The following is a 25,387-nucleotide window of genomic DNA, read 5'->3' as shown; positions in this document are numbered from 1 at the left end:
TTAGCATAAAATCAGAAATTCAACAAATGAAAGTCGATCAAAAAGGACATACTACTATCATTAAAGATACACAAAATAATGTAGAGGCTTTTGTGGAAAAGTTAACTAATGAATATCATGCGTTTCAAAATCAAAACTTGATTTTAGATGTATCGCAAGATAAAGCCATTTCGAATGCCGATTTGTCTCATTTCAAAGAATTAGCTAAAACGCATAAAAAAGCTAAAAAATCAATGATTGTGGTAACTGATTCAGTTGATTTTAATAAAGTTCCTAGTTATTTAAACGTAGTTCCTTCTGTCTTAGAAGCCCACGATATGATTGAAATGGACGAAATTGAACGCGATTTAGGATTTTAATGATGGATGCTGGGTGATGGAAGTTTGAAGAAAAACTTGAAACCTGAAACTTGAAACCTGAAACTTTTTAACCTTGAAACTACAAATACTCGGTTGTTACGCAGCCACTCCACGAACCATAACGAATCCCACCTCACAAGTTTTAGACATAAAAAATCATATGTTTTTAATCGATTGTGGTGAAGGAACGCAAGTGCAATTGCGCAAGCATAAAATCAAGTTTTCTCGCATTAATCATATTTTTATTTCGCATTTACATGGCGATCATTTTTATGGACTAATCGGTTTGATTTCGACTTTTATGTTGTTAAATCGAGAAAACGATTTACATATTTATGGTCCAAAAGGAATCAAAGAAATTATTTTATTACAATTGCGAGCCTCGGGTTCGTTTACGGGTTATAATTTGTATTTTCACGAATTAGAATCGAAAGAAAGCGAGGTCATTTTTGAAGACGAAACCGTAATTGTAAAAACGATTCCATTAAATCATCGTGTTTATACGAATGGATTTTTATTTCAAGAAAAGTTAGGAAAACGCCATTTGAATATCGAAGCGGTTGCAAAATACAAAATCGAAAAAGTGTATTTCGATAAAATCAAATCAGGTGGTAATGTAACTTTAGATTCAGGTGAAGTGATTGCCAATGAATTGCTTTCGTTTCCGCCAGATGCGCCTATGAGTTATGCGTTTTGTAGCGATACTTTGTATGATGAATCTATCGTTCCGATTATCAAAGATGTTGATGTGTTGTATCACGAATCTACTTTCTTAGATTCTGAAATGCAATACACCGAAAAAACCAAACACGCAACAGCAAAAGAAGCTGCTAAAATTGCAAAATTAGCCAATGCTAAAAATTTAATTCTAGGACATTATTCTACACGTTACGGTTCTATTGAACCTTTTAAAACAGAAGCACAAACTATTTTTGAAAATGTGCTTTTGGCGGATGATGGTAGAGAATTTGAATTCTAATTTCCAATGATATAAGAAGTAGGAACACTGATTGGAGAAATTTTAAAAATTATAATGATTTTTTAAATCTGTGTTCCAAAAAAAAGTTTAGATTTTAAAGATTAAAAAATGATACAAACTGTAATCTTCGATATGGATGGCGTAATTGTAGATACCGAACCGGTACATCATTTTGCGTATTACCAACATTTTAAAGAATTAAGCATCGAAGTTTCAGATGAAATGTATCGTTCATTTACGGGTAATTCTACTCGAAATATTTTTCAGAAATTAAAATCACAATTCGATTTGCAGGAAGATGTAGAAGATTTAATCTTAAGAAAACGCCATTTGTTTAATGAAGCTTTTGATTTGAAAGAAGATTTGTATTTGATTGAAGGTGTAGAAGAATTAATCAAAGATTTACATTCAAATGGAATGCAGTTGATTGTAGCTTCTTCGGCTTCAAATGTTACAATTAACAGAGTATTCAATCGTTTTAATTTGCATCAATATTTTACACATATTGTATCAGGTGAAGATTTTCCGAAGTCAAAACCGCATCCAGCTATTTTTGAACATGCTGCGAGTTTATCAGTTGCGCCAAAAGAAAATTGCATTGTAATTGAAGACAGCACAAACGGAATTCAAGCCGCAGTTTCAGCAGGAATTTTCTGCGTTGGTTACGATAGTTTTCATTCTAAAGACCAAGATTTATCCAAAGCAAATATCATTATTCGAAATTTCAACGAATTAAATTTTGAGAAAGTGCGTGATTTGAACTAACTCATTTCTTGATCGTGCAGCGTATGTTTCGCTAAAATGCGCTTACTATCTTTTTTAACTGATTCATTTTTTCGCATCGACCAAAAGAAATCGCTCGAAAACTTTCTGGCTTCTTCCAAGTTTACAATAGGATTCGGATAATCTCTTCCCAATTCAAATCCATACAGCATAGATTCAATTGGTGTTAATTTCCAAGGTTCGTGAATAAATTCTGCTGGAATATTCGCTAATTCTGGCACCCATTTTTTGATGAAATTTCCATCCTCATCATGTTCGTATGAATTTTTAACCGGATTATAAACTCGCAACGTATTTATTCCTGTTACTCCAGCTTGCATCTGAATTTGAGGATAGTGAATCCCAGGTTCAAAATCTAAAAATTGTTGGGCTAAATGCGGACTACAATTTTGCCAAGGTTGGAACAAATGGTGCGTGTAAAATGACACAACTAAAGCACGCATTCTAAAATTCAAATAACCCGTTGTATTCAAACACCGCATACAAGCATCAACTAACGGAACACCTGTTTTTCCGTTTACCCAAGCCTTATGATATTTTTCATTAATTCTTTGATTCAAATTGCGATAACCTTTATTTACAGCGATAAATTCCATCGAACATTCCATTTCAAACTTTTGTATGAAATGGGCTTGCCAACGTAATCGAGAAGCAAAATTAGAAATCTGACGCTTGAATTTTCCTTGCTGATGCAATTCCCAAGCTTTGGTATACACTTGTCTAACCGATAAATTTCCCCAAGCAATATAAGGCGATAAACGACTACAACCTTTTCTGGCTAGTTCAGGTTTTGAAATGTGACTGCTGTAATTTTGAACGCGTTCTTCAAAAAAAGATTTCATATAGCGTAAAGCCGTTGGAACACCACCTTTCTGAAAATTCGGATTATGAACTGTTTTTATGGATGGAATTTCGAAATGATTTTCTAGTTCTTCAATCTCAATATACTTGACAAAACTTCTTGATGTAGGCTGAAACGGAAGACAATCTTTATCCATAAAATCATACCAATCTTCTTTCCAAGTCTTTCGGTTTTTGATGCCACGAATAACACCATTTGTGATGTATTCGTTCCAAATAATTCCTTTACTTTTTAATAGTTTAGCTACTGCTAAATCTCTATCAAAAGTTAATTTAATTCCAGTTTCTTGATGCGAGTAAACAGTAGTGATAGTAATAAGTTGGGATAATTTTTCAAAAATATCAACTGCTTCGCCTTGAACAATTAAGATTTGAGTGTGATATTTTAAAAGTTCTTTTTGCAAAGCTTCTAAAGATTGTTTTATAAAATCAAAATGACGTTGACTGTAATGATAATCTTTCATCAACGAAGGTTCAAAAATGTAAAGCAATAATGTCTTCCCAGAAGTCGATAAGGCTTCATGTAAGGCTTCATGATCGTGCAAACGCAAATCTCTCTTGAACCAAACAATTTTCATTTTAATAGGTTTGTGGTTTATTGTTAGTAGTTTATTGTTTTAACAAACTTTAAATTAATTAACCAACAGCTTCTTTGTAGACTTTGAGACATTTTTCACGTGCTTCTTTATGGTCTACGATAGGTTTTGGATAATATTGAGTTTCTAATTCAGGAACCCATTTTTTGATGTATTTTAAGTCTTTATCAAACTTTTTGATTTGCTCTGTTGGGTTGAAAATTCGGAAATAGGGAGCAGCATCAACACCAGAACCAGCAGCCCATTGCCAATTTCCAACGTTACTCGCCATTTCATAATCTAAAAGGTTTTTAGCAAAATAAGCTTCGCCCCAACGCCAATCGATTAGTAAATGTTTGCATAGAAAACTGGCTACAATCATACGAACACGGTTATGCATGTGACCCGTTTTATTTAATTCACGCATTCCAGCATCAACAAAAGGATAGCCAGTTTTTCCTTGACACCATTTTTTGAATTTTTCTTCATTATTTTCCCATTGAATAGAGTCATATTTTTCTTTGAAACTTTTGTTAGATGTATACGGAAAATGCCATAAAATTTGCATGAAAAATTCGCGCCAAATCAATTCGTTCCAAAAGGTTTCGTTCTTTTCAGCAATAGCTTTTCCAATCATTTTTCGAATGGAAACTGCTCCAAATCTGAGATAAATTCCCAAATAAGAAGTTTTATTCATAGCTGGAAAATTTCGAGTAGCTTCGTAATTCTGAATTAAACTTTCCGAAACATCATAAGGCGTGACTTTAATTTCAGATTTTTCAAAACCAATGTCAGTCAACGATAAAAAAGGGTAGGAGTGTTTCATAATCTTATTCAATTTTTCTTCGGATGGATAATGAACTAATTTTATTTTCTTAAAATTCTCTTTCCATTTTTTCGAATATGGTGTGTAGACAACATAAGGACTTCCATCGTCTTTCACCACTTCACTTTTTTCAAAAATTACTTGATCTTTGGAAGTTAAAAATGAAATTCCATTAGAAACAAACAACTGATTTATTTCCTTGTCACGCATGCGAGCATAAGGTTCGTAATCGTGATTGGTATAAACTGAAGTAATTTTATTTTCGGAAATTAGTTTTTCGAAAATTTCAATGGGTTTACCATGAAAAACCGCTAATGATTTTCCGTGTTTCTTTAATTCCGATTGAATTTTCTCTAATTGTTCGTGTATAAAACTAACACGAGCATCATTTTTTGGTAATTGCGATAGAATGTTTTCATCAAAAATAAAAATAGGTAAGACTTCTTCATTATTATTTAAAGCATGAAAAAATCCCACATTGTCATCTATTCTTAAATCGCGTCTAAACCAAAAAATGTTCATGTTTGTTTATTTGTTTAAAGTTTCAAGTTTCAGGTTTCAAGTTTTAGGTTTGATTTTTAAACTTGAAATTGAACTAGTTATCCGTTTACTAATAATGTTGACATTCCACCATCTACATGGAAAATTTGTCCCGAAATCCAACTGCTTTTATCACTTAATAAAAAAGTTGCCATTTGTGCACTGTCTTCTGGTTTTCCAAATCGTTTTAATGGATGGCGCTCGGCTGATTTTTCTTGTTTTGTTTCGTTATTCAAGAATTTATCGGCTAATGGCGTATCCGTTAATGATGGCGCAATTACATTTACTCTGATTTTTGGTGCATATTCTGCTGCTAATGCTTTTGCAAAACCTTCAATCGCACCTTTTGAAGCGGCAACACTAGTGTGAAATGGCATTCCCATCGTTGCGGCAACACTACTAAATGCTACGATGCTCGCTTGTTCTGATGCTAATAGATTAGGCAAAACAGATTGAATAACTTTAACCAAACTTAGGAAATTAATTTGTAAATCGGTTTCAAAAGCCTCTGGTTTTAGTCCTTTGAAAGGCCTTAAGTTGATGCTTCCCGGACAATATACCAAGCCATCAATTACAGCAGGTAATTTAGAAGTATCAATGGTATCAGTAGTTGCATCAAATGCAATATGAGTTGCGTTAACATCGGCTAAATTTTCGTTACTTCTTGAAGCGATGTAGACATTATTTTCAAATTGTAATTCTTTCGCTATGGCTAATCCAATTCCGTAAGAACCGCCAATTAATAGTATATTTTTCATGGTATTTACTTTTTATTAGAGACGCGATAAATCGCTTCTTTACTCAAACTCTCCGAACAATTCGATTAATTTTTTTCTTCGGTACTCAAAAATTTCATTCAATTTTGGTTTAACTAAAATAGGATGAACTAGTTGTCCTAAGATTCCCATAGGTACTTTATAATCTACAATATCTTCCATTTCTACACCACCAGGAATTTCTTTGATAAAATGTTTGTGATGCCATAAAGCATAAGGACCAAAACGTTGTTCGTCTACAAAATACTGTTTGTCTACCACGTGAGTTATTTCTGTAACCCATTTAGTTGGAATTCCTAAAACTGGTGTTACAATATATTGAATAATTTGTCCTGGAAACATGGGTCTGTCAGCTCCTGAAAGAACTTTAAATCCCATGTAGTCGGGAGTAATTAATTGTAGGTTTTTAGGGTCAGATAAAAGTTCCCACGCTTTATCTATACTAATTGGTAAATTTTGTTTGGTATGTAATCGGTAAATTTTCATTTTCTTATTTTTGGTAAAATTACAAATTTGTTTAAACTTTTTAAATTTTAATTAAACAAAGTTTAATCATTTAAGTATAAATTAACATTTGATTTCCTTACAATTTGTAAATTTGAAAATCAAAAACTAAACCTATGAGAAAAATTATTGTCATGTTGGCTGTAGTACTAGCCAATTTCGTTGTGGAAGCGCAAGTTAAAACGCCTCAATCAAGTCCTTTAGCTAAAGTTGAACAAGTGGTAGGATTAACTACAGTTCAAGTAGAATATTCACGTCCGAGTGCTAAAGGAAGAACTGTTTATGGAGATTTAGTTCCATTTGGGAAAATGTGGAGAACAGGAGCTAATGCAAATACCACTATTTCATTTAGTGAAGATGTTAAAATTGGAGGAAAAGACTTAAAGAAAGGAAAATATGCTTTATTCACAACTCCAAAAGCAGATAGCTGGGATATAATTTTTTATTCTGATACAAACAATTGGGGCTTGCCAGAAAAATGGGATGACGCTAAAGTTGCATTAAAGATTACGGTTAAACCTGAAACATTAGCAAAACCAGTAGAATCTTTATCGATTTTCTTGAATAATTTAACTAATGATTCTGGTGTTATTGAGTTAGCATGGGAAAGAACCATGGTGACTATTCCATTTACGGTTCCTACTCAAGAAATGGCTATGAAAAGTATAGAGAAAACGTTAGCAGGTCCTTCTGCTTCTGATTATTTTTCTTCTGCTCAATATTATTATCAATCAAATGGAGATTTAAATAAAGCTCTAACATGGGTTAATTTAGCTGTAACTAATTCTCCAAAAGGTCAAGATGTTCCTTTTTGGTATTTGAGATTAAAATCGTTAATCCAAGCTAAAATGGGTGATAAGAAAGGTGCTATTGCTACTGCTAAAGAATCTTTAGCTTTATCTGTGAAAGCAGGTAATGCAGATTATGAAAAGATGAACAAAGACAGCATTGCTGAATGGTCAAAATAAAATTTTAAAATTAACTAAAAAGTCCCGAATAATTTCGGGACTTTTTTATATATCTACTTTGTTAAATACTTTTTGAAGTACTAGTGATAAGCCAATAGTTAAAAGCGCTCCAATGAAATTCAACCATAAATACCCAACAATATCTAAGTAAAAAATATAGAAAATAGTTAATTGACTAATGCATGCTGCAATAAAAACTGCTTTTCCTTTTACGTAGTTAATGTAGAATCCAATTAAGAAAATACCTAAAACGGTTCCGTAGAATATAGAACCAATGATGTTAACCAATTGAATTAAGTTTTCAAATAACGAACTTATACAAGCAAAACCAATAGCCACAATTCCCCAAAAAAATGTAAAATATTGTGTTGCATAAACATATTGTTTGTCTGATTTAACTTTTACATTTCGTTTGTAAATATCAATGGCAGATGTGGCTGCCAAAGAATTTAATCCTGAAGCACTTGAAGACATGGCTGCACTGAAAATTACCGCTAACAATAATCCTAAAAGACCTTTAGGCAAGTAATTTAAAATGAAATAAAGAAAAACATAGTCTTTATCATTAGTTTCGGTTTTGCCATCAACTTTAGAAATTACTTTTTTAGCGTCTTCTCTTAAATCTTTTTCCTTAAGTGAAAGCGCTACCATTTGTTTTTTTAGTATTGGATTATCATACTCATTATGTTTTAGTTGCTCAATGTAAATTTGATTAACAATTTTTTTATCGGTGTTGATTTGGGTTAACTTTTGTTCTAAATGTTCATAATCGGTTTTGTATTCTGAAGCTTTTACTTTTTCAACATTAGTTGGGTTAAAATGTAATGGAGCATCATTAAATTGAAAGAAAACAAATACCAAAACTCCGGTTAAAAGAATAAAAAACTGCATCGGGACTTTTAAAATTCCGTTCATGATTAATCCCATTTGACTTTCTTTTACTGATTTTCCAGATAAATAACGGCCTACTTGTGATTGATCTGTTCCAAAATAGGACAGCATTAGGAAAAATCCACCAGTAATACCGCTCCAAAAAGTATAGCGTGTTTCAGGATTGTAAGAGAAATCTAGAATATTCATTTTACCATTAGCACCGGCTATATGAAGTACATTAGAGAAATCCACTTCATGAGGTAGATTTGTTAATATGTAAAAGAAAATGATAAACATTCCCGACATAATGACAAACATTTGTTGTTTTTGTGTAACGTTTACAGCTTTGGTTCCTCCTGTAACAGTATAAACTATTACCAAAATTCCAATGATAATATTTAACAAATTAAGATTCCAACCTAATAATGCTGATAAAATAATAGATGGAGCATAAATCGTAATTCCCGTTCCTAATCCCCTTTGAATTAAGAATAAAATGGCAGCTAGTGTTCGCGTTTGAATATTAAATCGTTGTTCTAAATATTCGTAAGCTGTGAAGACTTTTAATCGATGATAAATAGGTATAAATGTATACGCAATAACAATCATTGCTAATGGAAGTCCAAAATAAAACTGCACGAAGCCCATTCCGTCATGATAAGCTTGGCCTGGTGTAGATAAAAAAGTTATGGCACTGGCTTGAGTTGCCATAACAGAAATTCCAACAGTGAACCAAGGTGTTTGATTATTATCTAAAAGATAATCTTCAACATTGGCGCTGCCTTTGGTTTTCATTACACCATAAACAACAATAAAAAATAGGGTAGTGGATAATACAATCCAATCTAAAATTTCCATATTAGGTGTAGATTTCCATTATTAAATAGAAAATAAGTATATAGATAGCATTTAGTATTAAAACAATGCTATAACTTTTTTTCCATTGATGTTTATTTTTGTTCATATTTCTTTATTTATCTAAAGCTATCAAATTGGCAAATATTCTATAAGCTCCACTTACACCTTCTGGTAATTCTCTGAAGAAACTTAAACCAGTATAAATATAATTTCCTTTTCCATGTTTAGCAATTACTAAGCCACCAGTTTTACTTGGTTCTCCTTCATCATTTGATGCTAAAATAGGAATAAATTCGTTACTCCACTTGTTAGGATAGTATAATCCTTGTTCTTGAACCCAACCCTCGAAATCTTTTTCAGTAATTTTATTGGGTTGATTGAGTACTTTATGATTGGGTTGTAAAAAGGTAACTTTTGCTTTTTCATCGGTTACACGATCTCTTGATAACTCAAGATTGTAAGGCGCTATCTCTTTAGTAACCAAATTATTCGTTGTGTTATATTGAACAATTAAATTACCACCATTGGCTACATAATTAAACAATATTTTGTTTTTATATTTCAGTTCATCAATAACATTAAATGCTCTAATTCCAAGAATTACAGCATCAAACGGTTTTAAATTATCAGGGGTTATTTCGCCTGCATTCAAATTTGTAATCTGAAATCCTAAGTTTTCTAAATTTTTGTTTACTTCATCTCCAGCCCCCATGATATAGCCGATATTTTTTCCTTTTGTTGCAATATCTAATTTTACAACTTTTGATGTTGATGTTACTAAAATTGTTTGTTTTGGAATATGGGGGTATTGAATGGTTATCAACTCTTTATCTAAAATTCCGTTTGAAGTGGTAATTTGGGCAACCAATTTTGATGTGATTTCAGCTTTTGTTGGATATATCTTAAAGGTGAATTTACGTTCTTCATTTTTAGCATCAATTGTAAAGGGAATTTCTTTAGGTTCCATCTTCCAATCTTGAGGAATTGCTAATGACAATTTTCCAGAAGCGTTTGCTTTATGAGCTTTAACTTTTACAGTTATTTCTTTAGGTTGAGTGGAGTTGAATATGATTACTTTTGGCTCGATTGTAGCGGTAAATTCTGGTAAAATCGTAAAAGGAACATACGTTTCGCCATCATCAGGATTGTTGAATTTATAGCAAATGTTCTTTACGAATTCGATTGTTTTTCCTTCGATTTCAATAGTAAAAATAACAGGAAATGAAGTTGAAATTTCGGGTAAAATGCGAATGGATTTATCAGAAACACGATACATTCCATCGGTTTGTTGTTCTTTTAACCAAAACAAATTAGAATAGTCAACCGCATTTCCAACTACAACATCTTTGTATTGAAAACTTACTTTTTCGTTATTTTTTAAAGGTTTATTCTGCGTTTGATTTTTGATATTCAAAGCATTAACAGAAATCAATTTCACATTCGATTGACTGCGATTGATTACTTCAAGTTGTAGATTAAATTTACTGTCTTTTGTAATTGTCTCTGTATCAGCAATAGCTTCCATAAACAAACCGCTACAAGCTTCAATAATTTTGATAATTTGGGTTGATTTGATTTCTCTCCAATGTGTATCTTCTAATTTCTGAATCAAGTCATACGCTTTTATCAAGTTAGGAATATGAACGGATGGATTTCCAAAGTTGAAATTCTTTTCTATTTCATATAAAATTTTACCAATTTCATTTCCTCCCTTAACTCGATTCCAAGAAGTATCGATGCCTTCAAAAAGATTAGTATTGCTTGGTAAATCACCTTTTAGTAATTCTAAATATTCGATTTCATCGCCTCGTGTTCCCAAAGTTCCAAAACCTTGGCATTTGTGTTGGCTTCTACTTAATGCGGCAATTTCATTGTTGCTTTTTCCTTTTAACGGATAAAAGACATTGGAATTAATGGCAAGTAATTTTGATTTATCAGCAGCATCAAACGCTTCCTGACTTCCATAAAACCACCAAGAAGTATTGAAAAAGATGCGTTTTGGTTGGTATTTTACTAAATCATATGCTTCCAAACTTAACATAGCAGAAGCAGTATGATGTCCGTGCGTAGTCCCAGGTGTGTTGTGAGCAAAACGATTTATAACAATATCAGGGCGAAACGTTTCCATTACTTGAATAACGTCTTCCATAACTTCGTTTTTGTTCCAAATGGCAAAGGTTTCATTCGGTTCTTTTGAAAAGCCAAAGTCGTTAGCACGTGTAAAAAATTGTTCGCCTCCATCAATTCTTCTTGCTGCTAATAATTCTTGAGTTCTTATTGCTCCCAGTTTTTCTCGTAATTCAGTTCCAATTAAATTTTGTCCACCATCGCCTCGCGTTAACGATAAGTAAGCGGTTTGTGCATGATAATGATTAGAAAAATAGGTAATAAGTTTTGTGTTTTCATCATCTGGATGAGCGGCAACATACAATACTTTTCCTAAGAAATTCAGTTTTTGAACTTGCTCATATATTTCGACCGCATTTAATTTTTGTGGTGTTTGAGCCCAAATTGTAAAGGAAATAAAAAATATAATAATTGAAGTTATGCTTCGATTCATTGCTATTGTTTTGTTTCAAAAATAAGGAAATAAAAAAAAGGAAGTTTTAATAGCTTCCTTTTTAACAGTTTTTTATAGGTTGATTTAATCAAAAAATTCTTTTTCTTCAATTGTTTTATAAATAACTGAAATTCCTTTTTGCATTAATAAATTATTAGGATATGTAATCATTTCTCCATCACTTGTTTTAAGCACAATATAAAAAGCTTTGATATCATCAATTTCACCTTCTACAGGAACATCTTTGTCTAAAATTTTAATTCTATCCCCAATTTTAAACGGATACGAAAAAAAGATAATTATTCCCGCAGTTATGTTACTTAGAATTGACCATTGGGCAAAGGAAGCAACACCTACAACTGCAAAAACCGAAGAAATGAAAAGTAAAATTTGATCTTTTTTAACTCCCCAAATAATGGTAATAGAAATCAAGGCTAAAATTCCAAGCAGTAAATTAATGTATTTGATAATTAGATTAGTACGATGTTCTAAAACTTCGTTTAATCGGGCAAAACGTTTTACAACTTTAGCAATACTAATTCGTAAAGCTATGTAAACTATAAAAACTACTAGAGTTGCAATTTCTTCGTGTAAATACGGATTATCAATTAGTTTCAGCATAGTTCATTAATTTTTGAAATAACATTTCTGTGGGTAAACCTACAACATTTGTATAGGAACCTTCAATTTTTGAAATTCCGATTAATCCAATCCAATCTTGAATTCCGTAGCTTCCTGCTTTATCAAATGGTTTATAATTCTCTAAATAATATCGAATGGCTTCATCTGATAATTCACTAAAAGTCACTTTAGTTACACAATGAAAAACTTCTGTTTTTTCTGTCGATTTCAAACAAACTGAAGTGATTACTTCATGTGTTTTATTGGCTAATTCTTGCAACATGGTAAATGCCTCAGAATAGTTTTTTGGTTTGCCTAAAGCTTTTCCGTTTAACCAAACAATTGTATCGCTAGTAACTAAAATATCGTTTTCTTTTAGTTCGTTTTCAAATGCATTTGCTTTTAATTCGGCTAAAAAATTTGTTATTTGTTCTGCTTGTAAATGTTCAGGATAAATTTCTTCAATTTCTTTTAATCGAATGGTATAATGTAAATCCATTTCCTTGAAGAATTGCTGTCTTCTTGGCGAACCCGATGCCAGAATGATATTAATTCTATTTAATTTTTCTTTAAGCATGTTTCAAATTGAATACAATTAGAGCAATCGAAATAATTCCGAAGAACAACACTAATTTTAAAACCAAACTTAAATGATGAAACTCATTTTTTTGTTTAGCATTAAGTAATTTTACCCCAAAATAAATTAACGGTCCTACAATTAAAATCATAGTGTAATACACCACATAGTCTAATTCAAATAGGTTTACTTTTAAATAATAAGCTAAAATTGCAATTGCAACAAGCGTTAAGGTTCCTACAATAATTTTAGTTTTTTGAATTCCAATTGCTATGGGTAAAGTATTGATTCCAGTTTGATAATCACCATCTATATCTTCCATGTCTTTAACCATTTCACGAATTAAATTAATGATAAAAGCAAAAATAGCATAATCGATTAGAATGCTAAAAATTTCGCCCATTCTGCTTCTATTTGCTTCATCAGTTGCTGGAAAAACATCGAATAACGCAATGATTATAATACTTATTGAAAGGAGTAATGCTACTACAATATTTCCTAAAACAGGAATTTGTTTCAAATTGGTAGCATACACATACAATAAAGTAGCCACTAAAATAAACATGGATGCAAAAGTAGGTTTGTAAATTACATTCGAAAGATAAAATCCAATTCCAACCCCCACAATAGTTAAACCAATGTACCAATTATATGCTACTGATTCTGAAATGGAAACCCCTACTACACGATTTTGTGGTTTTGCAATTTCATCTGTATCTTGATCCATTATATTATTAATGACATAGCCACCCGCTGCGATACAAACAGTTGAAATGATTAACAAAATGTAATTAAAATCAGTTAAGGCTAAATAGATATTTGATTCTTTTAAAAATAAAAAGCGAAATACCAATTGCATAAAGGCAAGCATCAATAAATTTTGGTATCGAATTAATTTTAAGTATTTCATGTTTGTTTTTTTTGTTTCAAGTTTTTAGGTTTCAGTTTTTTTGGAACACAGATTAAAGAAATTTTTTAAATCTCTTATGAACTTTTATTGAAGTAAAATATAACTTAAATTTTACTTATATGTTTTAATTTTTGTTTCAAGTTTTTACACACAGTTTAACAGAGTAGGTTTGGCGTGCTTTGCGAAAATTCTTTGCGCCCTTTGCGTTAAAATAAACTTTTAATCAAACTTTGCATCAAAATGTTCCATCCATTTTCCTTGTACTTTCATCACTTGTTCGATGACATCACGAACGGCTCCTCTTCCGCCTTCTATGTGCGAAATATACTTAGAGATGCCTTTGATTTCAGGAACTGCGTTTTGTGGACATGTTGGTAATCCTACTAATTTCATTACATGATAATCAGGAATATCGTCACCCATATATAACACGTTTTCTGGTTGGATATTATAAATATCGGTAAATTCTTTGAACGTTTCTACTTTATCAGAAACACCAAGATGAATATCAGTAATCCCCAAATTTCTCAAACGAACACGAACTCCTTCGTTACTTCCGCCTGATATAATACAAACAGTGTAGCCATTTTCGACAGCGGCTTTCATGGCATAACCATCTCTAATATTCATGTTGCGAAGCATTTCGCCTGTTGGGGTTACGTGAATGGTTCCGTCGGTTAACACACCATCTACGTCGAAGATGAAAGTGGTTATTTGGTTCATGAGTTCTTTATAACTTTTTGACATGTTGTATCGATTGTGTAAGTAATTGATATAGGTTTTTATATTCTGGATTTTCTAAGAAATCTAAATGTTTTTCAATGGTTTTGGTGTCATTTCGCAATGCTGGACCTGTTTGTGCTTCTTTTGGAGAAAGTTCCAGGATTTTATGAGCTGTTTCCTGAATTAACGGATGCAACACTTCAAAAGGCACCTTGTTTTCATCGCAAATTTCATTTCCAATTTGGTACAAATGATTCACAAAATTACAAACAAAAACAGCTGCTACATGCAAACTTTTGCGTTGTTCCGAAGTAATTCTAACTACTTTTTGTGAAATGCAATTGCCTAATTTCTCTAAAAGTTCATAATCGGTTTCATTTTCAGCTTCTAAACAAATCGGAATAGGAGTGAAGTCGATTTCTTTTCCTTTTGTAAAGGTTTGAAGCGGATAAAAAACACCTTTTCTATTTTTATCATTCAAAACCGAGATATTTGACGAACCCGAAGTATGCACCACCAAACGATTTTGAAAAGGTAACTGTGATGAAACTTCTGCAATTGCATTATCCGAAACGGAAATAATATATAAATCTGCTTCCGTAATTTTTTGATAATCAGATGTAATTTTTTCTTCAGGGAGTAAATGCGATAAATGACTTGGATTACGAGCAAAGGCTTGTACCAAATCAACTTCTTTACTTTGTAACAACACCTGAATTAAGTGTTGCGCCACATTTCCTGAACCTATTAAAACTACTTTTATCATGGGGTAAAAATAGTGAATTTTAAATTCACTTTATTGAAAAATAGGACAGGTTTGTGAAACCAATTAATTATATTTTTTTAACGCAACCTTTTCATGAAAAAGTAATCTTATGAGAAAGAATCTTTATATTTACTAAAAATACATTGTATGAAAAAAATCTACATCATTATCGTTATATTTTGTTTTAGCTTTTTAAATGCTCAGATAGTCAATATTCCTGATTCAAATTTTAAAGCTAAATTATTGTCTGCTAATCCAAATAATACAATAGCTGCTACTCAAATTTCTGTTTTAGGAAACCCTTTAACTCATAATATAGTTGATGTAAATGGAGATGGAGAAATTCAAATTTCAGAAGCACAAGCAATTTTGTATCTTAATGTTAGTGATTCTAATATTAGTAATCTAACTGGAATTGAGCAATTTTCAAGTTTAATCACATTATATTGTAGTAGTAATCAATTGCAAAACATTAACCTTTCTCAAAATACAGCATTAAAAAACTTTAATTGTTCAAATAATCTTTTAACCAATTTAGATATTTCTGTAAATCAACAGTTAATAAATTTTAATTGTTCAAATAATCTACTTTCGAATTTAAATATTTCTCAAAATACAAATTTGGAAAATTTAAATTGTTCTTTTAATCTGTTGTCAAGTTTAAATGTTTCTCAAAATATAGCTTTAAAATCGATTAGATGCGAGAATAATCAATTGTCAAACATTAATATTGCTCAAAATTCTATTTTAGAGAATTTTAGATGTAATAACAATCAATTGACAAGTTTAGATGTTTCTCAAAACAATCTATTGAACAGCCTGATATGCAATAATAATCAAATTACAAATTTAGATGTGTCTAATTTACAATACTTATGGTCACTTTGGTGTAACAATAATCAATTGACTAGTTTAGATGTATCCAATAATAATAATTTAAGTTTATTACTTTGTCATACCAACAATTTATCTATTTTAAATATCAAAAATGGCAATACAGTTGAATTTGATTTTTCTAATTTAAGTTTTGATTCCAATCCTAATTTAGAATATATCTGTGCAGATGAGGAAGATGTTTTTTATGTAAATCAAAGAATAATTAGTTATGGTTATTCTTCAACATGTCATGTTAATTCCTATTGTTCATTTACCCCTGGTGGAGAATTTTTTGAAGTAGTAGGAAATGCAAAATTTGATATTAATAATAATGGTTGTGATGTTACAGATATTAATTGTCATAATTTAAGATTTAATATATCTAATTCATTTGTAAATGGTTCAATTATTACTGATGTAACAGGAAATTATTACATTCCAGTTCAAGCAGGAAATCACACGATAACTCCAAATCTTGAAAATCCTAGCTATTTCAATGTTTCACCAACTAGTTTTACAGCAAATTTCCCAACACAGACTAGTCCATTAAATCAAAATTTCTGTGTAACTGCTAATGGTGTTAAACATGATGTTGAAGTTGTACTGATTCCTACAGTTCCTGCACGTCCAGGTTTTGACGCTACTTATAAATTGGTTTATCGTAACAAAGGAAATCAAGTGGAGAATGGAAGCATATCTTTAACTTTTGATGATGCAAGATTAGATTATGTTTCTTCAAATCCAGTTTATTATAGTTCAGCTGTAAATAATTTCACATGGAATTATAGTAATTTACAGCCATTTGAAACAAGAGAAATTGCAGTAGTTTTAAATGTTAATTCTCCAATGGAAACACCACCGGTTAATAATGGAGATGTTCTGAATTACGCAACATCAATAACCACTACAAATACAGACGAAACTCCGATGGATAATTATTTCTTTTTTGAACAAATTGTTGTTGGTTCCTACGATCCAAATGATAAAACATGTTTACAAGGAGTAAGCGAAGATGTAATGATTATTGGAGATTACGTACATTATGTCATTCGTTTTGAAAACACAGGAACATATCCTGCTGAGAATATAGTTGTAAAAGATATGATTGACATGAATAAATTTGATATTGCAACTTTAGTTCCACTAAAAAGTAGTCATGACTTTTTTACAAGAATTAATGGAAACAAAGTAGAATTCATTTTTGAAAATATCAACTTAGATTTCAATGATGCAACGAATGATGGGTATGTAGTGTTTAAAATTAAAACAAAACCTACTTTAATTGTTGGTGATACTTTTTCAAATAATGCTAACATTTATTTTGATTATAATTTTCCAATCACAACAAATACTTATACTACAACTATTACAGCTCTAAGTAATCAAAATTTTGATTTTGGTACTTATTTTACTTTATATCCAAATCCAACAAAAGATGTTTTGAATATTCAAAGCAAACAAAATGTAGCTATTAATTCTGTTGAAATATATAATCAATTAGGACAAATTGTTATGGCGACTACAAATGCAATTAATTTAATTGATGTTGCTAATTTAGCTTCTGGAAGCTATTTTGTAAAGGTAAATACAGAAAAGGGTAGTGCTAATATGAAATTTATGAAAGAATAGCTTTTACAAGAGTAATACATAAAACTAAAAACTCCCGATTCATTTGAATCGAGAGTTTTTTTTATACTGTAAACTGAATACTAGCGTAAGCTAGCTCCTAACTGACTTTCAAAATTACCTTGTAACTTACTCATAATTTTATCAATTTGAGTATCGGTAAGTGTTTTAGAATCATCTTGTAAAATGAAACTCACAGCATACGATTTTTTACCTTCAGGTAAGTTATTTCCTTGGTAAACGTCGAATAAGTTTATCTCTTTTAGCAACCCTTTTTCCGTTTGTTTAGCGATGTTATAGATTTGTTCGAATTTCACGTTTTCATCTAATAATAAGGCTAAATCTCTGCGAACTTCTGGATATTTTGGAATATCAGTGAATTTAATTTTCGTAGAAACGTATTTTTGAATCTTATCCCAAGCAAAATCAGCATACAATACTTCTTGCTTGATATCAAAATATTTTAAAATTGATTTTTTAACAGTACCGAATTCCACAATTACTTCTTTTCCAACAGCTAAAGCTAATCCTTCAGCGAAAACATCATTTTCGAAAGGTAATGAAGACACTTTTTTATCCAATCCTAAACGACTTAAAATGGTATTGATATATCCTTTGAATAAGAAGAAATCTGATTTTAATTGTGGATTTGTCCAACTTTCATTTTGTCTATTTCCAGTTACTAATAAGGTTAAATGCTTGTTTTCATCATAACCTCCTGGCATTTTGTGATAACTCTTTCCAAATTCAAAGAATTTTAAATCGCTTCTTTTTCTGTTTATGTTGAAAGAAACCGCTTCTAATCCAGAGAATAATAACGATTGACGCATTGCTGATAAATCGCTACTCAACGGATTTAACATCATCACGTTGAATTCATCTTTCAAGTCTTCTGACAGTTTTACGTAATCTGGCGTAGTTAAAGAATTTGCCATCATTTCGTTGAAACCTAATGAACACAATTGGTTCGCAATGATATTTTGTACTTTATATTCTTCCGTTCTTGATGAATTGGCTGTGGTAGCATTCACTTTAGAAGGAATTTTAATATTGTTATATCCGTAAACACGTAAAATTTCTTCGATAACATCAATTTCTCGAGTTACATCTACACGATAAGAAGGAATTGTTAATCCTAAACCTGCTTCTGTGATACTATTAACTTTGATATCTAATGAAGCTAAAATCTTCTTAATTGTCTCAGGCTTAATTTCTTCTCCAATTATTTTATTCACTTTATTGAAATGAATAAACACACTGAAATCTTCAATCTTTTTAGGATAAATATCAATAATATCCGAAGTAATTTCGCCACCCGCTACTTCTTGAATTAATAAAGCAGCACGTTTTAAAGCGTATTCTGTAATACTTGGATCGATTCCTCTTTCAAAACGGAAAGAAGCATCGGTACTTAATGTATGTCTTTTAGCTGTTTTTCTAACCGAAACAGGATTAAAATAAGCACTTTCTAAGAAAATAGCCTGTGTTTTTTCAGAAACTCCAGAAGTTTTTCCACCGAAAACACCAGCAATGCACATTGGGCCGCTTTCGTCGCAAATCATTAAATCTTCTTCGTGTAATGTACGTTCGATATCATCTAACGTAACAAATTTAGTTCCTGCCGAAACTGTTTTTACTATTACTTTATTTCCTTTTATTTGAGCTGCATCAAAAGCGTGTAAAGGTTGACCTAATTCATGTAAAACGTAATTCGTAACGTCAACAATATTGTTTTTTGGAGTTAAGCCAATCGCCTTCAAACGGTTTTGCAACCAAGCGGGAGAAGGTTTTACTATAACTCCTGAAATAGTAACACCGCAATATCTTGGAGCTAATTTTTCATTTTCTACTTTAACATCGATTTTTAACGTACGTTTTTCTACTTTAAATTTACTTACCGATGGCGTAATTAATTCCGATGAAGTTCCTTTTTGTAACAATCCTGCACGTAAATCACGAGCAACACCCATATGCGACATAGCATCGGCACGGTTAGGGGTTAATCCGATTTCGAATACTTCATCTGTTTCAATTTCAAAAACTTTTGAAGCTGGTGTCCCAGGTTTTAAATCTTCGTTTAAAATCATAATTCCGTCATGACTCTCGCCTAAGCCTAATTCGTCTTCAGCGCAAATCATTCCATGACTTTCTTGTCCGCGGATTTTTCCTTTTTTAATTTCGAATGCGTTTCCTTCTTTATCAAATAACTTGGTTCCAATAGTTGCCACAGGAACTTTTTGTCCCGCTGCCACGTTTGGAGCACCACAAACAATTTGAACAGGTGCGTTTCCATCACCTAAATCAACCGTTGTGATTTTTAGTTTGTCAGCATCAGGATGTTTTTCGCATGTTAACACATGACCAATGACAACACCTTGTAAACCTCCTTTTAAACTTTCGTATTTGTCAACGCCTTCAACTTCTAAACCTAAGTCGGTAAGAATGTCGGCAATTTCTTCAGATTTTAAATCGGTTTTAATGAATTGTTTTAACCAATTGTATGATATACGCATTTTGTATCGAATTTTAAACGGCAAAGATACTTTATAAAATTAGAATTTAGAAATTAGAATTTAGAAATTTTGAACAGCCTTTTGGTGATAAGTTTGAAAGGGAATATTGTTAATTCGATAAATAATTGAGTAAAAAATTAATAAAAATGTAATTTTTAGACGTTAAAATTGAGCCAGTATCAGTTTTGTGCTATTAAATGAAATAATTGTGCTATTCTGAAATAAGAATTGAATCTAAATTTGATAAACAAACCTAAAATCAAAATTATGAGTAATTTAATTCAAAGACCACAACTAAAAGAAAAGTACGATAATTACATTAACGGAAAATGGACAGCGCCTTCAACAGGACAATATTTCGAAGTACTTTCACCAGTAGATGGTAAATTAATGGCAAAAGCAGCGCATTCGGCTAAAATGGATGTTGAAATGGCTGTTAATGCTGCAGATGAAGCTTTCAAAACATTCAGTCAAACTTCGGCTACAGAAAGAAGTATTATGTTGAATAAAATAGCGGATAGAATTGAAGCTAATTTAGAATACATTGCTGCGGTTGAAACTTTAGATAACGGGAAAGCGATCAGAGAAACAATGGCTGCGGATATTCCGTTAGCAATTGACCACTTTAGATATTTTGCTAGTGTAATTCGTGCTGAAGAAGGTTCGATTACCGAATTAGATAAAGATACGGTATCCATCATTGTACATGAACCAATTGGAGTTGTAGCTCAGATTATTCCTTGGAACTTCCCAATTTTAATGGCCGTTTGGAAATTAGCACCAGCTTTAGCAGCAGGAAACTGTGTAGTGTTGAAACCTGCAGAAAGCACACCAATTTCAATTATGGTGTTAATGGAACTAATCGGAGATTTGATTCCAGCAGGAGTTGTTAATGTTATCAATGGTTTTGGAGCGGAGTTAGGAAGGACTTTGGTAACCAATCCAAAAGTATGTAAAGCAGCATTTACAGGTTCGACTGCTACTGGTAGAATGGTAATGCAATATGCAACTGAAAATATTATTCCAGTTACGTTAGAATTAGGTGGAAAATCACCAAATATTTTCTTCCCGTCAGTTATGGATGCCGATGATGAATTTTTAGATAAAGCATTAGAAGGAGTTGCCCTTTTTGCCCTAAATCAAGGAGAAGTTTGTACGTGTCCATCTAGATTGTTAATTCATGAATCGATTTACGATAAATTCATTGAAAGAGTATTAGAACGCGTTAAAGCAATTAAAACAGGAAATCCATTAGATCCAACGGTTATGATGGGAGCTCAAGCTTCTCAAATCCAAAAAGATAAAATTCTTTCCTACATTAAATTAGGTAAAGAAGAAGGTGCCGAATTATTATGCGGTGGCGATGTGAATCATTTAGGTGGCGATTTAGAAGGAGGATATTACATTCAACCTACGTTATTCAAAGGACACAACAAAATGCGTATTTTCCAAGAAGAGATTTTCGGTCCAGTGTTAGCTGTTACAACTTTCAAAACTACTGAGGAAGCTTTAGAAATTGCAAACGATACCATGTACGGTTTAGGAGCAGGCGTTTGGACTCGAGATGCACATGAATTATATCAAGTTCCAAGAGCTATTCAAGCAGGTCGTGTTTGGGTAAACCAATATCATGCTTATCCAGCTGGAGCGCCATTTGGAGGTTACAAACAATCAGGAATTGGTAGAGAAAATCACAAAATGATGTTAGATCATTATCGTCAAACTAAAAACCTGTTGATTTCTTATAACAAAAACAAATTAGGTTTCTTTTAGTAGATAATTTTTAATTTAAAGTCGCGATTCATGATTAATGTTATTTTGGACTCGCGACTTTTTTTATTTGTAAACTATGGAAAAAATAAAACGAATAGAAGCTACCGAAAAAGCAATGGAATTAATCAAAATGCTATCGGATAAGTTTGGTGATTTGATGTTTTATCAAGCAGGTGGTTGTTGCGAAGGAACACAACCGCAATGTTTTGAAAAGGGCGGATTTTATCTACGTTATGGCGATGTTTGTATTGGAACTATTCAAGAATTTGAATTTTGGGTGGACAAAGATTTATTCGAATATTGGAAGCATGCTCATTTTACGCTAGATGTAACCGATGGAATAGGAGCAGGCGGATTTTCATTGGAAACACCATACGGAAAAACATTCAAAGTAAATTACAGATTATTTACCGAAGAAGAAGCTCAGAATTTAGAGGAAATTAGGTTGAATGAGTAAATCAACTAATCCATCCTTCTATAATTTTCACAAATTCCCATTTTCCATTTTTAAATTCATATAAATTCATACTTCCACCTAGATAGAAGCTATATGAAATAATTGCTTTGTCAAAAGTTTCATTGAAAATTGGGGGAGAAAAACTAAACCAACCTTTTGGGCAAATTTTTGTTAATTCGTTTAATTTATCAAAACCTTTATATTTTTTTAAAAGAGAAAATAATTCTTCTTTTTTCAAAATTTTGTAGTTCTTATTTAAGGATTCATCAAGAGTATAAAACTTGCTTAATTCATTTGAATTTTTTAGAAAAGCATCATTGATATTTAACTCATTTACAATGATTTTTTTATAATCTCTTTTTGGATTGTCTGCTGATAGTGTTTGAATTGTAGATTCGTTATTATCAGGTTCTATGATACAACTACATTCACTTTCATTATTAACCAATATTTGGTTAATTAGTTCATTTGACTTTTCTTGATATGCTGTAAGTTTGTCTTCTTTTGTACAGCTTAATAAAGTTGTAAATAATGCTATTAGAATAATATTTTTTAAACTCATAAATTACCCATTATAATTCATCAACTGATATTGTTTTGGTGTAACCCCTTCGTATTTTTTGAATAATCTAATAAAGTAATTGCAGTCTTCAAAACCGGTAGCATACGAAACTTCATTCACTTGAATGTTGGGATTGCTCAATAGTTTTTTGGCGTATTTTATCTTTTCATTCAAGATATACTCAATCGGGCTCATACCTAATTCTCTTTTGAAATAGCGATAAAATGAAGTCGTACTCATACACGCTTTATCGCTCAAATCTTTCAAATTGATGGTTTCTCGGATATTATTTTTGATGTATTCAATCGCAGGTGTAATAGGACTATTGCTATCGATAAATTTTTCGTTTTCAAACCGTTTGGTGGTTTGTGTTTGAATGATTCGGATAATCAATTCTTGAAGCGTTAAATCGGCAAGAGCATCTTTGGTTAGGGAATTGCCCATGCATTCCTTAATTAGTTTGTTGATGGTTCCTGCTAATTCTACATTGTTGTAAAAGAAATAATTTTCGTGGTCTAATTTCCACAAATTGTTTTTTCCTTCTTTTGGATATTTTTCGTTTAAAAAGTCCAAGGTATTCGTAATAATCTGATTATCGATTGCCAAAGCGATACATTGTGTAGGATTCTCCTTTGAAGCTTCTGGAAAATCGATTTTCATTTCGGCATTGGAAGGCACAATTACGGTTTCGCCGGGTAAATATTCAAAACTTGGGTCCTCAAATAAGTGCATTACTTTTTTACCTCGCAACATACTTGTAACCACCAAATCATTAAACTTCAACGGAACTAGATCCGATTTTTGATAAGTTTCAAAAATATTCAATTCGCAATGGTCTAAAGAGAAAATGGTGCGATTTTCCACCAAAGTCTTTAACGACTTTTCGTGGGTTAAAGCAGGAGTAAAAAGTAACGCTTTGTTTGCCATTCTAAAATTTCAATATAGAAAAACTAAGATATAAAAAAAGCAACTACTAAGAGTTGCTTTTGGTTTATTTTTTCAAAAACGATATTAATCCGTTAAAATAGGTCTTTTGATCATCGTAAAATGCCATGTGGCTTCCTTTTGGACAGAATAAATACGAGCCATTTGGTAAGATTTTCGAAATTTCTTCCATGTGTTTTGGATCCATCGTATCATATTTTGCACCGATTACTAATGTTGGGATTTTTACGTTTTTCAAATCAGCTTTTCTATCCCAATTTTCTAATTTTCCTGAAATACCAAATTCACTAGGACCTTGCATGGTTACATAAAGTGACTGATTCATCTTAGCAAACGAACGATTTACCGGTTCTGGCCAATCTTTTGCTGGGAAACGAAGAATGTGTTTTTCATAGAAATTCGGAAGTAATAATTCCATATATCTTGGATTGGAAAAGTCTTTATTTGCTTCTATTTTCATCAATTCTGCCAATACTTCTGGATTCATTTGTTTGCTTAATACTTCATTTGCGTATTTATCATATTCAGGGCAACTTGCCATCATGTTCGAAATGATTAAGCTTTTCATGTTGTTTTGATATTTCAAGCTGTATTCCATTGCTAAAATGCCGCCCCACGAATGTCCTAACAAATAGAAATTGGTGTTGTCTAACTTTAAAGCTTTACGAACTTGCTCTACTTCTTCAACATATCTTGCTAAATCCCACATCGAAGTATCGTTTGGATTATCGGCATTTCCACAACCTAATTGGTCGTAATAAATGAACTCGATGCCTTCTGCTGGTAAGAAGTTTTCAAAACATTCAAAATATTCGTGTGTAGCGCCTGGACCGCCATTTAAAAGCAATACTTTAATTTTTGGATTGTTCCCAATGCGCTTCGTCCAAACATTAAAAGTACCTTTTGGAGTTGTAATGGGAATCACTTTTACACCACCATTTTGAATACTATCAGAAGATTGTGCAAAATACTCGTTTTGAGTAGCTACGGTTTCTTGTTTACAGCTTGTGAATAAAGCTATGGTTAAGAGTAGAAGTGTTGTGTGGAATAGGTTTTTCATGGTTGGATTTTAAGTTTTAATATTTGTTTTCCAAAAATAGAACTATTAAATTCTATTCTGTCATCATAATCTATAGATTCTGTTGGTGGGTCAACTGGGACTTTATCAATTGTTTCTCCTTTCAAATTCGTACATTCTACATACAAATCATCAAAAATTAAAATTACATTATTTCTTCTTTCAATATATGGCAATTGAGTTGCATCTACATTTCTTATTATACTTTTGTTTTTCAAGTCAAAAACACACCATTCAATATTTCCACTATAAAATAACAAGTTCGTTTCTGGAATAAATAAGAAATTATCTTCATCAATTATGCTATTTTTTGTAAGCTCAAACTTTATTGTGATTTTAAGCTCATTAATTTCAAAAAATAAAACAGATGATTTTATGATATTTTCATTAGGATATTTTTTTTCAATAAAAATAATATCAAAATCTTCAGATGGAATATTATGATTATAATTTTTGACTTCCATTTTTATTATGATTTTTACATTATTATTTCAAATA

Annotated in this window: 23 protein-coding genes; 7 read left to right on the top strand and 16 right to left on the bottom strand. The window is 31.6% G+C overall.

Annotation, left to right across the window (positions count from 1 at the left end; genetic code table 11):
• Window positions 1-26: 26 nt before the first annotated feature.
• From V7P59_RS05265 to V7P59_RS05255, 3 genes are all read left to right on the top strand, one after another.
• Entirely contained in the window at window positions 27-359 is a 333-nt protein-coding gene (locus tag V7P59_RS05265; protein WP_333809108.1) for a ribonuclease Z, read from the top strand.
• A 73-nt stretch (window positions 360-432) separates the two neighbouring features.
• The gene (locus V7P59_RS05260; protein WP_333809107.1) at window positions 433-1,338 is read left to right on the top strand and encodes a ribonuclease Z; all 906 of its coding nucleotides are present in this window, start codon (window positions 433-435) and stop codon (window positions 1,336-1,338) included.
• Window positions 1,339-1,446: 108 nt separating this feature from the next.
• The gene (locus V7P59_RS05255; RefSeq protein ID WP_333809106.1) at window positions 1,447-2,103 is read left to right on the top strand and encodes an HAD family hydrolase; all 657 of its coding nucleotides are present in this window, start codon (window positions 1,447-1,449) and stop codon (window positions 2,101-2,103) included.
• Here V7P59_RS05255 and V7P59_RS05250 read toward each other — a convergent pair.
• The 4 genes from V7P59_RS05250 to V7P59_RS05235 form a co-directional block, all read right to left on the bottom strand.
• Window positions 2,100-3,560: a cryptochrome/deoxyribodipyrimidine photo-lyase family protein gene (locus V7P59_RS05250; RefSeq protein WP_333809105.1), complete on the bottom strand. Its 1,461-nt coding sequence runs from the start codon at window positions 3,558-3,560 to the stop codon at window positions 2,100-2,102. The genes V7P59_RS05255 and V7P59_RS05250 overlap by 4 nt on opposite strands.
• 58 nt (window positions 3,561-3,618) lie before the next feature.
• Window positions 3,619-4,905, bottom strand: a complete 1,287-nt coding sequence (locus tag V7P59_RS05245; RefSeq protein WP_333809104.1) for a cryptochrome/photolyase family protein — start codon at window positions 4,903-4,905, stop codon at window positions 3,619-3,621.
• Window positions 4,906-4,982: 77 nt separating this feature from the next.
• Window positions 4,983-5,681 carry an SDR family NAD(P)-dependent oxidoreductase gene (locus tag V7P59_RS05240; RefSeq protein WP_333809103.1) on the bottom strand — a complete coding sequence of 233 codons (699 nt, stop codon included), beginning with the start codon at window positions 5,679-5,681 and terminating at the stop codon, window positions 4,983-4,985.
• A gap of 39 nt (window positions 5,682-5,720) precedes the next feature.
• Window positions 5,721-6,185, bottom strand: a complete 465-nt coding sequence (locus V7P59_RS05235) for an SRPBCC family protein (RefSeq protein ID WP_333809102.1) — start codon at window positions 6,183-6,185, stop codon at window positions 5,721-5,723.
• Between the two features lie 134 nt (window positions 6,186-6,319).
• On the opposite strand from V7P59_RS05235, the gene V7P59_RS05230 reads away from it, so the two are divergent.
• Complete coding sequence (locus V7P59_RS05230; protein ID WP_333809101.1) at window positions 6,320-7,171, top strand: DUF2911 domain-containing protein; 852 nt, start codon at window positions 6,320-6,322, stop codon at window positions 7,169-7,171.
• 45 nt (window positions 7,172-7,216) lie between these two features.
• On the opposite strand, the gene V7P59_RS05225 is transcribed toward V7P59_RS05230, so the two are convergent.
• The 7 genes from V7P59_RS05225 to V7P59_RS05195 form a co-directional block, all read right to left on the bottom strand.
• Complete coding sequence (locus V7P59_RS05225; RefSeq protein ID WP_333809100.1) at window positions 7,217-8,902, bottom strand: sodium:solute symporter; 1,686 nt, start codon at window positions 8,900-8,902, stop codon at window positions 7,217-7,219.
• Window positions 8,903-9,014: 112 nt separating this feature from the next.
• Window positions 9,015-11,462: a PIG-L family deacetylase gene (locus V7P59_RS05220; RefSeq protein ID WP_333809099.1), complete on the bottom strand. Its 2,448-nt coding sequence runs from the start codon at window positions 11,460-11,462 to the stop codon at window positions 9,015-9,017.
• 84 nt (window positions 11,463-11,546) lie between these two features.
• The gene (locus tag V7P59_RS05215) at window positions 11,547-12,083 is read right to left on the bottom strand and encodes a mechanosensitive ion channel domain-containing protein (RefSeq protein ID WP_333809098.1); all 537 of its coding nucleotides are present in this window, start codon (window positions 12,081-12,083) and stop codon (window positions 11,547-11,549) included.
• Window positions 12,067-12,660 carry a Maf-like protein gene (locus V7P59_RS05210; RefSeq protein WP_333809097.1) on the bottom strand — a complete coding sequence of 198 codons (594 nt, stop codon included), beginning with the start codon at window positions 12,658-12,660 and terminating at the stop codon, window positions 12,067-12,069. The genes V7P59_RS05215 and V7P59_RS05210 overlap by 17 nt, the downstream gene beginning before the upstream one ends.
• A complete protein-coding gene (locus tag V7P59_RS05205) occupies window positions 12,653-13,570 on the bottom strand; it encodes a geranylgeranylglycerol-phosphate geranylgeranyltransferase (protein ID WP_333809096.1) in 918 nt (305 codons plus the stop codon). Before V7P59_RS05205 ends, V7P59_RS05210 begins: the two co-directional genes overlap by 8 nt.
• Before the next feature lie 219 nt (window positions 13,571-13,789).
• Complete coding sequence (locus V7P59_RS05200; RefSeq protein ID WP_333809095.1) at window positions 13,790-14,317, bottom strand: KdsC family phosphatase; 528 nt, start codon at window positions 14,315-14,317, stop codon at window positions 13,790-13,792.
• Window positions 14,301-15,059: a Rossmann-like and DUF2520 domain-containing protein gene (locus V7P59_RS05195; RefSeq protein WP_333809094.1), complete on the bottom strand. Its 759-nt coding sequence runs from the start codon at window positions 15,057-15,059 to the stop codon at window positions 14,301-14,303. Before V7P59_RS05195 ends, V7P59_RS05200 begins: the two co-directional genes overlap by 17 nt.
• A 147-nt stretch (window positions 15,060-15,206) precedes the next feature.
• Between V7P59_RS05195 and V7P59_RS05190 the strand changes: the two genes are divergently transcribed.
• Window positions 15,207-17,564 (top strand): DUF7619 domain-containing protein, encoded by a 2,358-nt coding sequence (locus V7P59_RS05190; RefSeq protein WP_333809093.1) that lies wholly within the window; start codon window positions 15,207-15,209, stop codon window positions 17,562-17,564.
• A gap of 80 nt (window positions 17,565-17,644) precedes the next feature.
• Here the strand turns inward: V7P59_RS05190 and pheT are convergent, their stop codons facing one another.
• Window positions 17,645-20,074, bottom strand: a complete 2,430-nt coding sequence (gene pheT / locus V7P59_RS05185; RefSeq protein ID WP_333809092.1) for a phenylalanine--tRNA ligase subunit beta — start codon at window positions 20,072-20,074, stop codon at window positions 17,645-17,647.
• A 267-nt stretch (window positions 20,075-20,341) separates the two neighbouring features.
• Here pheT and V7P59_RS05180 point away from each other — a divergent pair, with 267 nt between their 5' ends.
• Both V7P59_RS05180 and V7P59_RS05175 read left to right on the top strand, forming a co-directional pair.
• A complete protein-coding gene (locus V7P59_RS05180; RefSeq protein ID WP_333809091.1) occupies window positions 20,342-21,847 on the top strand; it encodes an aldehyde dehydrogenase family protein in 1,506 nt (501 codons plus the stop codon).
• A 76-nt stretch (window positions 21,848-21,923) separates the two neighbouring features.
• The gene (locus tag V7P59_RS05175) at window positions 21,924-22,304 is read left to right on the top strand and encodes a DUF779 domain-containing protein (protein WP_333809090.1); all 381 of its coding nucleotides are present in this window, start codon (window positions 21,924-21,926) and stop codon (window positions 22,302-22,304) included.
• A 1-nt stretch (window position 22,305) separates the two neighbouring features.
• On the opposite strand, the gene V7P59_RS05170 is transcribed toward V7P59_RS05175, so the two are convergent.
• The 4 genes from V7P59_RS05170 to V7P59_RS05155 all read right to left on the bottom strand — a co-directional run bounded on the left by V7P59_RS05170 (window position 22,306) and on the right by V7P59_RS05155 (window position 25,353).
• The gene (locus tag V7P59_RS05170) at window positions 22,306-22,866 is read right to left on the bottom strand and encodes a hypothetical protein (RefSeq protein ID WP_333809089.1); all 561 of its coding nucleotides are present in this window, start codon (window positions 22,864-22,866) and stop codon (window positions 22,306-22,308) included.
• Window positions 22,867-22,869: 3 nt separating this feature from the next.
• Entirely contained in the window at window positions 22,870-23,793 is a 924-nt protein-coding gene (locus tag V7P59_RS05165) for an AraC family transcriptional regulator (RefSeq protein ID WP_333809088.1), read from the bottom strand.
• A gap of 64 nt (window positions 23,794-23,857) precedes the next feature.
• Window positions 23,858-24,871, bottom strand: coding sequence for a proline iminopeptidase-family hydrolase (locus V7P59_RS05160; protein WP_333809087.1), 1,014 nt, complete (start codon window positions 24,869-24,871; stop codon window positions 23,858-23,860).
• Entirely contained in the window at window positions 24,868-25,353 is a 486-nt protein-coding gene (locus V7P59_RS05155; RefSeq protein ID WP_333809086.1) for a hypothetical protein, read from the bottom strand. The genes V7P59_RS05160 and V7P59_RS05155 overlap by 4 nt, the downstream gene beginning before the upstream one ends.
• Window positions 25,354-25,387 lie beyond the last annotated feature (34 nt).

Origin of the sequence: Flavobacterium sp. (assembly GCF_036782315.1) — a bacterium.
Taxonomy (GTDB): Bacteria; Bacteroidota; Bacteroidia; order Flavobacteriales; family Flavobacteriaceae; genus Flavobacterium.
Note: the sequence above shows the minus strand (reverse complement) of the source record. Positions and strands in the feature narration are given on the sequence as shown.

What these genes read in the sequence shown, in the direction of transcription:
- V7P59_RS05265 (WP_333809108.1), top strand. Translation starts at nt 27, where the DNA reads ATGAAAGTCGATCAAAAAGGACATACTACTATCATTAAAGATACACAA.
- V7P59_RS05165 (WP_333809088.1), bottom strand. Translation starts at nt 23,793, where the DNA reads ATGGCAAACAAAGCGTTACTTTTTACTCCTGCTTTAACCCACGAAAAG.
- V7P59_RS05220 (WP_333809099.1), bottom strand. Translation starts at nt 11,462, where the DNA reads ATGAATCGAAGCATAACTTCAATTATTATATTTTTTATTTCCTTTACA.
- V7P59_RS05240 (WP_333809103.1), bottom strand. Translation starts at nt 5,681, where the DNA reads ATGAAAAATATACTATTAATTGGCGGTTCTTACGGAATTGGATTAGCC.
- V7P59_RS05250 (WP_333809105.1), bottom strand. Translation starts at nt 3,560, where the DNA reads ATGAAAATTGTTTGGTTCAAGAGAGATTTGCGTTTGCACGATCATGAA.
- V7P59_RS05225 (WP_333809100.1), bottom strand. Translation starts at nt 8,902, where the DNA reads ATGGAAATTTTAGATTGGATTGTATTATCCACTACCCTATTTTTTATT.
- V7P59_RS05175 (WP_333809090.1), top strand. Translation starts at nt 21,924, where the DNA reads ATGGAAAAAATAAAACGAATAGAAGCTACCGAAAAAGCAATGGAATTA.
- V7P59_RS05205 (WP_333809096.1), bottom strand. Translation starts at nt 13,570, where the DNA reads ATGAAATACTTAAAATTAATTCGATACCAAAATTTATTGATGCTTGCC.
- V7P59_RS05230 (WP_333809101.1), top strand. Translation starts at nt 6,320, where the DNA reads ATGAGAAAAATTATTGTCATGTTGGCTGTAGTACTAGCCAATTTCGTT.
- pheT (WP_333809092.1), bottom strand. Translation starts at nt 20,074, where the DNA reads ATGCGTATATCATACAATTGGTTAAAACAATTCATTAAAACCGATTTA.
- V7P59_RS05170 (WP_333809089.1), bottom strand. Translation starts at nt 22,866, where the DNA reads ATGAGTTTAAAAAATATTATTCTAATAGCATTATTTACAACTTTATTA.
- V7P59_RS05160 (WP_333809087.1), bottom strand. Translation starts at nt 24,871, where the DNA reads ATGAAAAACCTATTCCACACAACACTTCTACTCTTAACCATAGCTTTA.
- V7P59_RS05155 (WP_333809086.1), bottom strand. Translation starts at nt 25,353, where the DNA reads ATGGAAGTCAAAAATTATAATCATAATATTCCATCTGAAGATTTTGAT.
- V7P59_RS05200 (WP_333809095.1), bottom strand. Translation starts at nt 14,317, where the DNA reads ATGTCAAAAAGTTATAAAGAACTCATGAACCAAATAACCACTTTCATC.
- V7P59_RS05255 (WP_333809106.1), top strand. Translation starts at nt 1,447, where the DNA reads ATGATACAAACTGTAATCTTCGATATGGATGGCGTAATTGTAGATACC.
- V7P59_RS05195 (WP_333809094.1), bottom strand. Translation starts at nt 15,059, where the DNA reads ATGATAAAAGTAGTTTTAATAGGTTCAGGAAATGTGGCGCAACACTTA.
- V7P59_RS05180 (WP_333809091.1), top strand. Translation starts at nt 20,342, where the DNA reads ATGAGTAATTTAATTCAAAGACCACAACTAAAAGAAAAGTACGATAAT.
- V7P59_RS05210 (WP_333809097.1), bottom strand. Translation starts at nt 12,660, where the DNA reads ATGCTTAAAGAAAAATTAAATAGAATTAATATCATTCTGGCATCGGGT.
- V7P59_RS05190 (WP_333809093.1), top strand. Translation starts at nt 15,207, where the DNA reads ATGAAAAAAATCTACATCATTATCGTTATATTTTGTTTTAGCTTTTTA.
- V7P59_RS05215 (WP_333809098.1), bottom strand. Translation starts at nt 12,083, where the DNA reads ATGCTGAAACTAATTGATAATCCGTATTTACACGAAGAAATTGCAACT.
- V7P59_RS05235 (WP_333809102.1), bottom strand. Translation starts at nt 6,185, where the DNA reads ATGAAAATTTACCGATTACATACCAAACAAAATTTACCAATTAGTATA.
- V7P59_RS05245 (WP_333809104.1), bottom strand. Translation starts at nt 4,905, where the DNA reads ATGAACATTTTTTGGTTTAGACGCGATTTAAGAATAGATGACAATGTG.